The organism is TM7 phylum sp. oral taxon 349 (genome assembly GCA_018127705.1).
Classification (GTDB): Bacteria; Patescibacteriota; Saccharimonadia; order Saccharimonadales; family Saccharimonadaceae; genus Saccharimonas.
Map to the genome: position 1 here is coordinate 377,370 of CP072328.1, position 12,850 is coordinate 390,219.

Consider the following 12,850-nt stretch of genomic DNA (forward strand, 5'->3'; position numbering starts at 1 on the left):
GCTGTAACCTAAGTGAAAAACATAGTTCGCTACTGTTTTGTGACAGTAGTTTTTTTATTTTCGTATATTTCATTGATGAAAGTATATATTCTATATTTATACACTCGGTGTATATTTTTTGTATAAAATAGCTTGCATAAACTAATAACTGGGTGTATAGTTAAGTTATGAATGCACAGTATGTATTGCTCGGATTTTTGACGGAAGAGTCAAATTACGGGTATGAGCTAAAGAAGAAGTACGATGGGTATTTCGGTAAGGACAAGCCAATTTTGGCGGGTCAAGTTTATTCGACGCTCGCGCGGTTGAAGCGCGATAATAAGGTAGAAGAAATCGCCGACACGAGCGAATCGGGCGGTCCGGACAGGGTTCGCTACGCTATCACCGAGCAAGGTGAAAAGGACTTACAATCCTGGCTAGAATCACCTGAAGCGCCATCTCCGCAGTTGCAAGCGACGATGTATGTCAAAACAGTATTAGCAATCTTGAAAGACGGCGATGCTGCGCCATACCTCGACAACCAGCGGAAAGCGCATGTTCAGCGAATGCGCGAGCTGACAAACCGGCGCCGCGACAGTAGTTTATCAGACATGCTATTGATTGATTATGCGCTATATCATTTAGAAGCAGACCTGCGCTGGATCGAGTTGACGATTTCGCGCTTAATGAAATTAAAGGAGGAAATATTACATGAATCAACCAATAATTAGCGCTAAACACATCAAAAAGTCGTATGGGCAAACCCATGCATTGCGCGGCGTATCGCTTGACGTGCTTCCAGGCGAAGTGCTGGCAATTATGGGTCCAAGCGGCTCTGGCAAGTCGACGTTACTTCATAGCTTGGCGGCAATCATCAGTGTGGATAGCGGTGAAATTATGCTTGATAGAAAACGCATTGATAAACTAAGTGACGATAAGCGCTCTAAATTGCGCCGTACGTGCTTTGGGTTTGTATTTCAATTCGGACAGCTTGTGCCGGAACTGACAGTTCATGATAACGTGGCGTTGCCGCTGTTGCTGAACGGCGTTGACCGTAAAGAGGCGTATCGGCGTGCTAATACGTGGATTGATAAGGTTGGATTGAATGGTAAAGAGGAGAGTTTGCCGGGCGAATTGTCGGGCGGGCAAGCGCAACGGGCGGCGATTGCGCGGGCGATGGTGATTGAGCCGAAAGTATTGTTTGCTGATGAGCCAACTGGTTCGCTTGATTCGCTCAATTCCGAGAAGGTGATGGAGTTGTTTATCAAAACCGCGAAAGATAATGGCACGACGGTCATTATGGTGACGCATGAGCCGACGATTGCCGCCTATGCCGATCGCGAGATTATTGTTCGCGACGGGCAAATTGCTGGAGGGCGAAAATGAGTATCAGTTGGCTGTTGTTCAAAAAATCTGGCCGCCAATCAATTGGGCGCCTCAGTCTGACGGCGGCGGCAGTCGCGCTTGGTCTTTTTGTTCTATTGGCACTGACGGCAGGTACGAACGGCTTGATGGGTCGTGCGCAGCATGTCGACTGGCGTTTTGCGGTATTTAATGCTAAGCAGAATAATCAAAAACCAATTCCTGGTGTGTCGCCGTTAAAGGCGTCATTGTATATGCCTGGTAATCTCAACAAATGGCACGACAAAGAGTTTGATGTAATGTCAGTCTATGCGGCAGGAGATCATGCGCTGAAGTTGCCAGGCGGAATAAAGACGCCGGCGCCGGGCGAGTATTATTTGTCGGAAGCGTTGGCAAAAATCGCCAAAGAGCGTCCGGAGGATCGTATCGGTGAACGCTATGGTACAAAGTATTTGGGAACGATTCCGGCATCGCTTGAATCGTCGCCCGACTCGTTGTCTGTCATTCGCGGGGCGAATGCCGATGAAGCAGCCGCAAAAGATGATTATGGACAGAGCATGTTTGTTGACATGTATAAATTTGACACGAGCGGTATGAGAGCGGGGTTTGGCGCGGTAGGATTAGCGCTTATTGCAGTTGGCGGTACGGTTTTACTCTTTCCGATCGTGATGTTTATAGCGGTTGCGACGCAGCTCGGAAGTGCGCAGCGCGAGCAGCGTTACGCAGCAATTCGACTAATCGGCGGTACGCGGCGCCAAGTGACGAAGATTCTCTTGTTTGAATCATTTATCGCAACGCTCGCCGGAGTCGTTGTCGGCTCGTTGGCGTATCTAGCAACATTGCCTCTCTTGCAGCAATATAAATTTGACGATATGCGTTTTATGTCGCAGGACATGGTCGTTGGCTGGGGGCAATACGCGTTGATTGTCGGTCTGACACTCGTGCTTAGCCTGGCGGCAAACTGGTGGGGTATGCGCCACGTGCAAACGTCGCCGCTTGGTGTGGCGCGCAAGCAGAAAGTCGCGAAAAAACCGCGGTTATGGCGCGTAATTCCATTGCTCGCTGGACTCGGTATCTTTGTCTGGATGACGCTGCCGGAGGGTGTAAAATGGGTAAAAAGTGCAGATGATGCTATGATGCCAATGCTGGCGTTGATGGGCGGTATTGTACTTGTGATGTTTGGTTTGGTTCTGGCAGGATCGTGGCTAACATATATATTGTCTCGCGTTGCCGCCCGCTTCACGGCACGTCCGTCGACACTTATCGCAGGCAAGCGAATTTCCGGTCAATCAAAACAGGTGTTCCGTAGTGTGAGCGGCGTGGTTTTAGCACTCTTTGCGGGTAGTTTTTACCTCACGACGGTTGGCGGCATTGATAAGCTGAACGCTGATGCTGTTAATAACAACGGCTACTCGCAGCTCAAGCGAGATGCTGCGCTTGTGGTGATCGAGCCAGCGGCAGGCGATTTAACTGAACTATTACGCTCGCAGAACTATGTGAAGTCGGTCGAAAAGATTTACCGCAAAGATGACAGTTCATATATTCCATGCCATGTGTTGCCTGTGTATACGCGCCACATTTGTCCAGATAATAAAGAGTATGCGGTGGTGAATTTTAACAACAAGGTGGTTAAAACGGTTGCAACGGTCGATGCTGTTGATAAAGGCGCGACACTGTCAACGTATATGGTGGCATTGAATAGCAACGACAATATCGACGCGCTGCGTACGCTTATTGCAGAGAATAGTTCGCAAACCGCGAGTCGTTATGTTATCAGCGGCACGTACGCGCAGCAGCCGCATATTAGTCCGGTGGTTAAAAGTTTTGCTGAAATGGCATATGCTGGTATCGGTTTGACTATGTCAGTAGCGGTTTGCAGTATGATTGTATCGACAATTGGCGGATTGCTGGAGCGCCGGCGTTCGCTCCTGACACTGCGCCTCGGCGGTATGACGATCGGACAATTAAAGCAGATTGTGATGATTGAGTCGCTTATCCCGCTCGTAAGCGTATCGCTCGTGGCAGCTGGTTTGGGGGTATGGGTCTCAACCATATTCTTGTCGTCGCTTTCAAACACAGTTAGACCAACGCTTACGTCGACATATTACTGTATCGTTGGCGGATTGCTTGCGGCAGCAGCCGTTGGCGTTTATCTTGTGTTGCCGATGATTAAGAAGATAACATCGCTTGAGGAAAACCGGACAGAATAATGGCACGCTCTCCTCTATTGTGCAAACAAAGAGAGTTTAGTAGAATAGAGGAGGTGTGGCTCTTTAGCTCAGTTGGTAGAGCAGAGGCCTGAAGAGCCTTGTGTCACTAGTTCGAGTCTAGTAGGAGCCACCAGAAAAGCACGCTCTAGGATGGTCTAGAGGGTGTTTTTCTTTTGCTTTTATTTTCGTATTTTTACCACATACGGTATCATAAGTATATGTTCAAAAAATATGTCCTGAAGAAAATGAAGCGATACGTCATTGACTATTTTGCGTATCACCCCGAAATTAAACTCATTGTTGTTGCCGGCAGTGTTGGCAAGACAAGCACGAAGCGTGCGCTTGGCGATCTGCTCGTACAGCGTTACCGCGTACGCATGCACGAAGGCAATCATAACTCTGAAGTGTCGGTACCGCTCGCGATTCTCGGTATTGCTTTGCCAACGAAGTTGAAAAATCCATTTTCGTGGTTCGGCGTATTCCGTGCGGCGCGGCGGCGGATTCGGCAGCCAACTGATGTTGATGTTATCGTCCAAGAACTTGGCGTTGATCATCCTGGCGATATGGCAGCGTTTGGCGAATATTTGCGTCCGGATATTGCGCTTGTGACTGCGGTGACGCCAGAGCATATGGAGTTCTTTGGCACGATTGAGGCAGTGGCGCAAGAAGAATTGTCGGTGTTGTCGTTTTCAAAAGTCGGACTCATCAACCGCGATGATATCGACGGGCGGTTTGCGGATCTTATCAATAATCCAAATTTCAGTACGTACGGTACGTCTGGCAGCGCTGAGTTTCGGTTTGAGCCGCAGCGATTTGATGCTGATGTCGGTTATGAGGGTACGATTATTGCGTCGGAGTACGGTTCATTTCCGGCGACAATCAAAGTTGCGGGCGAGCACAGCCTGCGTCCGATTATGGGCGCGGTTGCTGCTGCAATTATGTTTGGGTTTGCGCCCGAAGAAGTCGTGCGCGGCTTGAGCATGATCAAGCCTGTGCCGGGGCGCATGAATATTCTGCACGGGATCGGCGGTGTTACGGTGATTGATGATACATATAATTCAAGTCCAGCCGCTGCCGCCGCAGCGCTCCAAACACTCTATTCGTTTGACGATGCTGCTGAACGTATTGTTGTGTTCGGCGATATGCGCGAACTTGGCGCAAGTAGCCAAATGGAGCACGAAAAGCTTGGTTCAATGTGCGATCCGAATTTACTTGCCTGGGTAGTTACTGTTGGTCCGGAGTCTGAACGTTATATTGCTCCCGCGGCGCGGCGGCGCGGTTGCCAAGTTCACATTGCGCGGAATGCGATTGAAGCAGGCGAGTTCGTGCGTTCGGTGACGCAGGGAAATGCGATTGTGCTCGTGAAGGGGTCTCAGGACACGATTTATCTGGAAGAATGCGTAAAAGTATTGTGTAATATGACAGAAGATGTTAAACTTGTCCGCCAAGATGCGCAGTGGATGGCAAAAAAAGAAGCGTTTTTCCAGCAATTTAAGTAAGAGGAGCAGGCATTGTGGTGAAAGAGAAAGAATCATCAAAACCGAAGCAGAAACGCGCGAAGAAGAAAGATGTAGAACGATCAACTGCCGGCACGAACGCAGAGCAGGCAATAGCTAACGCGGAATTGCCAGAAACCGCGGCGCCCGCTCAGCCAGTGCCGCAGCCATTGCAGCCGGCATTACCGCAGCAGCCTATGCCATACATGCCGCGCACATCGTCGTCGCAGTTAATACTTATTGTTATTGGCTGTATCGCGGGCGGCGTGTTGTTTTTGCTTGCGATTTGCGGCGGCGTGCTGGCGTACTCAATATATCAACGTCCCGAAAATGTCGTGCTTGACGCGATTACGAAACTGCAATCAGCGAAAAAGTTTTCGACGCATACAGAGATAACCATGGACTATAAATATGATGCAGGCACGAAAAATGTTTCACTCAAAAAGTTAACGCTTGATACCGGCATGAATTCGTCGCCAAGCGTTGATGCTAACGCTACGCTACAAATGAGTATTGATGGTCGTGATATTTCAGTGAAAGCGTCTGCACTCATGACTGACGACGGCACGATATATTTCAAAGTTAAAAATCTCGCAGAAGCGCTGAGTGTATTTACGGGCGGTAAAGAATTGCCGGCGTCCGCTAAAAATCAGCTTGAAAAAGCGAGCAATAAGTGGGTGAAATACGAGATTAATGATTTATACAAGAATAATCAGCGCGCAGCAGAACGGGCGCGCTGTGTACAAAATGTCTATAAGCGTAGCCTTAAAGACAGTAAAAAACGTAGGGAAATCGTGAGTACTTACCGCAAATATCCATTTGTGATGATTGAAAGTATAGCGCAGCCAAAGGACGACAATGTCGGGTATACGGTATGGATTGAACCAGTGACATGGCGGCAATTCAACAAGGCATTCGCACATACGGCGATTGCGCAGGATATAAAAGCTTGCGACCCATCGACGCATGATAATCTCTCTGCAGTGCTGGACGATGCAGACGATAACTACACTCATCCTACACCTTCACACTCAGTGATCGGCCGCAGTAAAACGAAATTTACAATGTGGATATCGCCATGGTCGCATGAACTGCGTGCGCTTGATATTGAAGGCGGACCTGACGCACGGTTCTCGCTGAAGAGCCACACTAAATTTGATTTCTCGAAAGGCGTGGCGACTACGAAGCCGAATGACTCGGAAGTGATACATGCCGACGAATGGAATAAACGTCTTAATGAGGCAATGAATATAAGCAGTTCTTCGGCGTCGTCAAGCTATGGCAGTTAGCTCTATCCTCTGCCGATTAGCATAAAATCTGATATACTATAGCTAATGAAACGCTATAATCCATCTGAAATTGAGCCGAAGTGGCAGCAAATCTGGGCGGATGATGCCCGCTGCCATGCTGTTGACTTTGGCGATAAACCAAAATACTACATCACGGGTATGTTCCCGTATCCAAGCGGCGCAGGCATGCATGCAGGGCATTTTTTGGAGCACTCCATCGTTGATGCGGTTGCGCGGTTTCGCCGGGCGCTTGGGTATAACGTATTATATCCGATGGGCTGGGACAGCTTCGGATTGCCGGCGGAAAATTATGCGATTAAAACAGGCAGGTCGCCGAAACAAACTGTACCCGAAAATATTGCGAACTTCAAGAATCAGCTGCAGCGCGTTGGTGCAAGTATTGATTGGACGCGCGAAATCAATACCAGCGACCCAGCGTATTATAAGTGGACGCAGTGGATTTTTACGAAGTTATTTGAGCGCGGGCTTGCGTATCAAAAGGATTCGCTCCAGTGGTGGTGCCCAAAAGACAAAACAGTGCTTGCGAATGAACAGGTGATTGACGGCAAATGTTGGCGCTGTGATTCTGTGGTTATCAAGAAGCCGATGAAGCAATGGTTCTTCAAAATTACAGCATACGCTGATGAATTACTCGCCGAGTTGCCCGAAATGGATTGGCCGGACAAAATTAAAATAGCGCAGCGAAACTGGATCGGCAAAAGCGAGGGTGCGGAGGTGAATTTCCTGATTGACTGCAAGCCGTCTGATTCGCTGAAATTTACGCCTGAGCTAGCAGAGAAAATCAAGGCTGGTGCTAAGACGAATACGATTCGCTTGGGGGCAAAAAATCTTGCAGCGGGCGATGTTGCCGAACTTATGTCGCGCGATGGTAATGTCGTAGAATCGTTTGGTTATGCGAAAATTACGAATGTTCAGAAAATGCCGCTTAAAAAGGTGCCGAACAATATGCCTGGACATGAGAGCTATCACGACAATGGTGAGAAGCTTGCTGATTTTCAGAAATTTTACGGTAATGATGTGACGCTAGATAGCGTAGTTGCGGTATACGATTTTGAATATATTCCGCCAATTACCGTTTTCACGACGCGTCCCGACACGATTTTTGGCGCAACGTATCTAGTGCTTGCGCCTGAGCATCCCCTGGCGCGAATGCTAGTGGACGGAGATACCCAGGCGGCAGTAAATGCATACATTGACGAAGCGGTGAAAAAAACTGAAATTGATCGCACGAATGACACCAAGGGGAAGACAGGCGTTTTCACTGGCAGCTACGCGGTCAATCCGGCGAATGGCGAAAAAATGCCGATCTGGGTAGCTGATTATGTGCTCGGCGGTTACGGTACGGGTGCAGTGATGGGCGTACCGGCGCATGATGAACGTGATTTTGCATTTGCAGAGAAATTTGAGCTACCGGTCGTTGAAGTCATTGAGCGTCCTGAGGACGACGCGAGTACTGAACAGTGTTATCATGGTGAGGGGATTCTCGTAAACTCTGGCGCATTTGACGGCGCACGGAGTGAAGACGCGCGCGAGCAGATTGTTGCGTGGTTGGAACAAGAAGGTGTTGGCTGCGCTAAGACAACATATAAGATGCGTGATTGGCTAATTAGCCGCCAACGTTATTGGGGTGCGCCAATTCCGATCGTTCATTGTCCGATTGACGGTGTAGTAGCTGTACCGGAGCATGATTTGCCGGTGCTACTTCCAGATGTTGACGATTTTGTACCGCGCGGCGACGGTAAATCTGTATTGGCGGCGCAGGAAGATTGGGTACATACGACTTGCCCAAAGTGCGGCGGTCCAGCAATGCGCGAAACAGATACGATGGATGGTTATGCGTGTAGCTCGTGGTACCTATTACGCTACACAGATCCACACGATGATCAATGCGCATGGGGTACGAAACAAGTTAACTACTGGGCGCCGGTCGACATGTATGTCGGTGGCGACCATGCAACGGCGCACTTGCTCTATGTTCGTTTTTGGACGCACGTCTTTCGCGATCTCGGACTGACAGAATTTGCCGAGCCGGTTAAGCGACTTGTGTATCATGGGCTAATTCAAGCTGAGGATGGGCGCAAAATGAGCAAAAGCCTCGGCAATGTTGTCGACCCGCTTGATGTTATTGATCAAGGCTATGGCGCCGATGCGCTTCGTACATTTGAGTTGTTCCTCGGGCCAATTACTGAGAACTCCAGTTGGTCGAGCCGCGGCATCGCTGGCGTGTATCGATTCTTGAATCGTTTGTGGACGCTTGTACAAGAATACGACGAAAGCGATAAATCAGCGCAAGTAAACGTAAAAAAGCTTGATAGTTTGACGCACGCAACAATTAAAAAGGTTACCGACGATATTTATCGCTTAAGCTTCAATACGGCGATTGCCGCTCTGATGGAGTATGTAAATGATCTGTACAAACTAAAAACTGAGGGCTTTTCACCTGCGTGGCGGTCGGCGCTTGAGACGCTCGTGCAGCTCGTGCAGCCTTTTGCGCCGCATATGGCTGCTGAGCTGTGGAAGCAGCTTGGGCATGATTCGCAGCTTGATTTTGTTGATTGGCCAGATTTTGACGATGCGAAAATTATGCAGGACACGATGACGATTGTCGTGCAAGTCAATGGTAAAGTACGCGCCAAATTACAGGTAGCAACCAGCGCGGGCGAAGATAAAATCAAACAGCTCGCCCTGAGCGACGAAAGTGTCAAACGCTATGTTGTGGGCGAGCCGAAGAAAGTGATTTATGTGAAAGGTAAGCTAATTAGTATAGTAATTTAGCCTAATCCTCAGCCTTTCGCTCTAATCGTAAATTCGCGACATCTATGAGTTCGTCACCATTTATGCGTCCGACGGCTACATAAGCTGTATCTCCAGGGTGCATAGCGCCTTTGCCGTCGCCTTCTATGCTGCTTGATAGATTTGTTGACGTAGCGGCTGAAGTACTTCGTGCATTGTTAGCATCAGCGCTAGAAAAATTGCCCGATTTTCGTTGCTCAGCTATAATCCTTTCACCAGCGCTTTGGGAGCCATCGCCATCCTTTATAGTTACTTCTACGATCTCAACACCCTCGGGCAACGGGTTATTTTCGGGGTCTTTAATGTAATTATCAACAATTTGAGCAACCTGTGTCTCTGGTGATAGCGGCTCTTTTGCTTCAACTTCTGTCTCGCTACTACACGCTCCTAACCCCGTTGCCAGCGTGGCGAGAACAGCAATCTCAGCGCTTGTCTTTAGGACGCGGTTTGCGGTTGATTTTGATTTTTCTGTGTTGGATAGTTCATGTGATGTATTCATAGATATTACAATAACATAAGCATAATAAAAAGTCAATGTTTTATCATAAAAAATGGTAAATTAGTCAAGTAACTTGAGAAAAACATCACTTTCGCGTATAATACAGTTCAAGTTTATACAAGAAATCCGAGAGAAGGAGAATATTTCATGGCACAGCCAAAGAAGCAATCAAGTCCTCGCAAGACTGGTCTGCGTCGCAGCCACTTGGTCGAGAAACTCGCGAAGCGCGTTAACCGCACCTCGCCGGTGCGCGTGTATGTCGGCAAGAATAAACGGACAACCGCACAGGTGGCGCAACCAGCAAACAGCCAAACGAGCAAGCTAGCAAAAGCAGCGGAGTCGAAATCTGCGAAGTAAGTTAACAGAGTCTTATTTTAAGAGGAAAAATACTAAATAAGGAACTGACGCGTATGGCATCAAACCGGCATCTGGGTAGAATTGTCGCATTGCAGGCACTGTATGAATATGAAGTCCGCACGCAAGCGGGCGACACATCGGATACGCTTGAGGCTATTGTTGCGCGCGATATTGTTCGGTACGAATCAGCGATTGACGACGTTACGTTTGTAAAAGAGCTTGCAGACGGTGTCGTTGATAAGCAGGCGGAGCTTGATGCGGCGCTACAGCCGATTGCGCCAGACTGGCCAATTTCGCAGATAGCGCGCGTTGACCGCACGGTGCTGCGAATCGGCCTGTACGAATTGCTATACCGCAGCGACGTCGTGCCACCAAAGGTAGCAATCAACGAAGCGGTTGAGCTTGCGAAAGCGTTTGGTTCCGATAATTCAAGCCGGTTTGTGAATGGCGTGCTCGGCACGGCGTATCGCACGCTGGTAAAAGGGGCATCGGATAATGACGAAACCGCCAAAGAAGCAGCAAAGCAAAAATAGATTCGATCACATCCGCAGGTATTTGACGCGTTCGCGTTCGGCGTCGATTCAAGAAATTGTGCGTGAGCCGACAAGCGGTGGCGTGATTTTTCGCCACGGCGTCAATGGACTGGAAATCTTATTGATTCAAGATGCTAAAGACCGCTGGACGATTCCGAAAGGGCATATTGAAGAGGGTGAGACTGCAGTGCAAACAGCACGCCGCGAAATTGGCGAAGAGGCAGGATTGCATGATGTTGATATGCTCGGATGGCTCGGTAAAATTTATTTTCGATATCGCCGAATTGATAAACTCGTATTGATGACGACGCAAATTTATCTAGTACGTGTTCGTACAAGCGGAGATGAAATCCAAAAAGAGGATTGGATGAAAGGTATCAAGTGGTTTCCGTTCAATGAAGCTCTCGACTTAATTGAATATGAAGATATTGCAAAACTAATGTTAAAGGCAAAAACACGTATACGAGAGGAGAAGTTATAAATGTCAGGCATGCCGACAGGACCATATCAGGACTGGGCGAAGCAGAAATTGGGATTTGAATATAATGATATTCAACTTCTAATTACCGCTTTGACACATCGCAGCTATGTGAATGAGCACCGTAAATCGGTAAGCGAGCATAATGAGCGGCTTGAGTTTCTGGGCGATGCAGTACTTGAACTGGTCGTGACCGATTATTTGTTTCAGCACTACAGCGAGCCGGAGGGGATTCTGACTAGTTGGCGTGCGGCATTGGTGAATACGATTAGCAATGCGGAATCTGGTAAAGAATTGGGATACGAAGCGCTAATTCGCATGAGTAAGGGTGAGAAACATGGTTCAGATCGGGCGCGGCGTCAGATTTTGGCAAATGCGTATGAAGCGGTAATTGGTTCGATTTATTTAGAACGAGGCTACGACGACGCAGCGGCATTTATACAAAAGCATACGATTGTGAAACTTGATAAAATCCTTGCCGATGGTTCGTGGCGCGATCCGAAAAGTCATCTACAAGAAATTAGCCAGCAGGTTGATAGCGCGACACCGGTTTATAAGGTTATATCTGAAGAGGGGCCAGATCATGATAAAGTATTTACACTTGGCGCATATGTAAACGATAGGTTGATGGGCAAGGGGATTGGATCAAGTAAACAATCGGCACAACAAGAAGCAGCAAGGGCGGCGCTTAAAGCCTATGCGAAGCAAAATAGCGCTAAGTTAGATTGACTTTTATCACAAAATCCGGTAGAATGTCTAGGAAGTAAAAGAGTAAACCTGTAAAGTGAAGTAAAGGAATATTACATTTATGCTCGCAATTCGTTTGCAACGTCTCGGTCGCAAGGCTTATCCGGTATACCGGTTAGCAGTACAAGAAGCTCAGCGTCATCCGTCAAGCGGTCGCGTGGTTGCGTATGTTGGCAGCTACAATCCGCACACTAAAGAGTCAAATATTAACGTTGAATTAGCGCAAAAATATTTGGATAATGGTGCGCAGCCATCGCCGCGTGTCGTCAAGTTGTTCAAAAGTGCTGGCGTGAAGCTGCCGGGTTGGGTAAAAGAGTTTGAAGGTAACAAAACGAGAGCGGTGAAAAACGCCGAGAAGTTGCGTAAGAATCAGCCAAAAGAAGATCTTGCGGAAGAGTCTGAGGTTGCCGAAGTTTAGCCTAGGAAGTGAAGCGTGAAAAGCTCGCCCAGAGTCTATAACGGCGGGCTTTTTATTTTGCTTGTGTTCCGTGGTATACTGAAAAAGTACGATAACCTGTAAGACCGAAAAAAAGGAGGCATGAGGGCATATGTCGACAATAGACCAGCAATTTGTAGAATATATCGTAAAATCTTTGGTAGAGCACCCAGACGATGTATCGGTTGACCGTATCGTTGACGAGAAAGGTGTGCTGTTGACGCTGACGGTTAATCCTGGAGATCTAGGTCGTGTAATTGGTCGCCGCGGCGGTACGGCGCAAAGCTTGCGGACACTGCTGCGTGCACTTGGAACGAAGAATAGCGCGCGCTACAACCTGAAAATTGTCAACAACGACAACCTGGACGAAACAGTAGCGAATGTGTCAAGCGAAGAACCTGTGGATGGCGCAACTACTGATACTGTGGAAAACAGTACTGATGAGCCAAGCGAATTTGCAAAAAAGTCGCGCGAAGAGCTTGCGGAACTAGACGATCTTGATATATAATCATAAGTAAGTTCATGCGAGAACCTTGAACTGCGAGAAAACGTACAAATTGCTCTTATTGCGAGCAGACCAACAAATGGTTTGAGAGACTTATTTGTGCAAGAAAGTCACTTTTGCTATTCAGCGGAGTGGCTTTTTTGTT

The 12,850-nt window shown here is 48.1% G+C and carries 13 protein-coding genes and 1 tRNA gene; 13 read left to right on the plus strand and 1 reads right to left on the minus strand.

The features are described from left to right. The first annotated feature begins 167 nt into the window (after positions 1 to 167). The 7 genes from J5A52_01995 to J5A52_02025 all read left to right on the plus strand — a co-directional run bounded on the left by J5A52_01995 (position 168) and on the right by J5A52_02025 (position 9,132). Positions 168 to 710, plus strand: a complete 543-nt coding sequence (locus tag J5A52_01995) for a PadR family transcriptional regulator (GenBank protein ID QUB37843.1) — start codon at positions 168 to 170, stop codon at positions 708 to 710. After that, positions 691 to 1,365, plus strand: coding sequence for an ABC transporter ATP-binding protein (locus tag J5A52_02000; protein QUB37844.1), 675 nt, complete (start codon positions 691 to 693; stop codon positions 1,363 to 1,365). Before J5A52_01995 ends, J5A52_02000 begins: the two co-directional genes overlap by 20 nt. After that, positions 1,362 to 3,551, plus strand: a complete 2,190-nt coding sequence (locus J5A52_02005) for an FtsX-like permease family protein (protein QUB37845.1) — start codon at positions 1,362 to 1,364, stop codon at positions 3,549 to 3,551. The genes J5A52_02000 and J5A52_02005 overlap by 4 nt, the downstream gene beginning before the upstream one ends. A gap of 57 nt (positions 3,552 to 3,608) precedes the next feature. Then, positions 3,609 to 3,684 (plus strand) — tRNA-Phe (locus J5A52_02010). Between the two features lie 85 nt (positions 3,685 to 3,769). Further along, positions 3,770 to 5,050 (plus strand): UDP-N-acetylmuramoyl-tripeptide--D-alanyl-D-alanine ligase, encoded by a 1,281-nt coding sequence (locus tag J5A52_02015; protein QUB37846.1) that lies wholly within the window; start codon positions 3,770 to 3,772, stop codon positions 5,048 to 5,050. 17 nt (positions 5,051 to 5,067) lie between these two features. Beyond that, on the plus strand, positions 5,068 to 6,336 hold the full coding sequence (locus J5A52_02020; protein QUB37847.1) for a hypothetical protein: 1,269 nt from the start codon (positions 5,068 to 5,070) through the stop codon (positions 6,334 to 6,336). Positions 6,337 to 7,005: 669 nt separating this feature from the next. Then, positions 7,006 to 9,132, plus strand: a complete 2,127-nt coding sequence (locus J5A52_02025; GenBank protein QUB37988.1) for a leucine--tRNA ligase — start codon at positions 7,006 to 7,008, stop codon at positions 9,130 to 9,132. A 1-nt stretch (position 9,133) separates the two neighbouring features. Here J5A52_02025 and J5A52_02030 read toward each other — a convergent pair whose 3' ends face one another. Then, positions 9,134 to 9,649, minus strand: a complete 516-nt coding sequence (locus tag J5A52_02030; protein QUB37848.1) for a hypothetical protein — start codon at positions 9,647 to 9,649, stop codon at positions 9,134 to 9,136. Positions 9,650 to 9,796: 147 nt separating this feature from the next. On the opposite strand from J5A52_02030, the gene J5A52_02035 reads away from it, so the two are divergent. The 6 genes from J5A52_02035 (at position 9,797) to J5A52_02060 (ending at position 12,708) form a co-directional block, all read left to right on the plus strand. After that, positions 9,797 to 10,006, plus strand: a complete 210-nt coding sequence (locus J5A52_02035; protein ID QUB37849.1) for a hypothetical protein — start codon at positions 9,797 to 9,799, stop codon at positions 10,004 to 10,006. 53 nt (positions 10,007 to 10,059) lie between these two features. Further along, positions 10,060 to 10,539 (plus strand): transcription antitermination factor NusB, encoded by a 480-nt coding sequence (gene nusB, locus J5A52_02040; GenBank protein ID QUB37850.1) that lies wholly within the window; start codon positions 10,060 to 10,062, stop codon positions 10,537 to 10,539. Further along, positions 10,502 to 11,020, plus strand: a complete 519-nt coding sequence (locus J5A52_02045; protein QUB37851.1) for an NUDIX domain-containing protein — start codon at positions 10,502 to 10,504, stop codon at positions 11,018 to 11,020. Before nusB ends, J5A52_02045 begins: the two co-directional genes overlap by 38 nt. Continuing rightward, positions 11,021 to 11,746, plus strand: coding sequence for a ribonuclease III (gene rnc, locus J5A52_02050; GenBank protein QUB37852.1), 726 nt, complete (start codon positions 11,021 to 11,023; stop codon positions 11,744 to 11,746). It begins immediately after the preceding gene. 79 nt (positions 11,747 to 11,825) lie between these two features. After that, positions 11,826 to 12,182, plus strand: coding sequence for a 30S ribosomal protein S16 (gene rpsP, locus J5A52_02055; GenBank protein QUB37853.1), 357 nt, complete (start codon positions 11,826 to 11,828; stop codon positions 12,180 to 12,182). A 130-nt stretch (positions 12,183 to 12,312) separates the two neighbouring features. Further along, the gene (locus J5A52_02060; protein QUB37854.1) at positions 12,313 to 12,708 is read left to right on the plus strand and encodes a KH domain-containing protein; all 396 of its coding nucleotides are present in this window, start codon (positions 12,313 to 12,315) and stop codon (positions 12,706 to 12,708) included. Positions 12,709 to 12,850 lie beyond the last annotated feature (142 nt).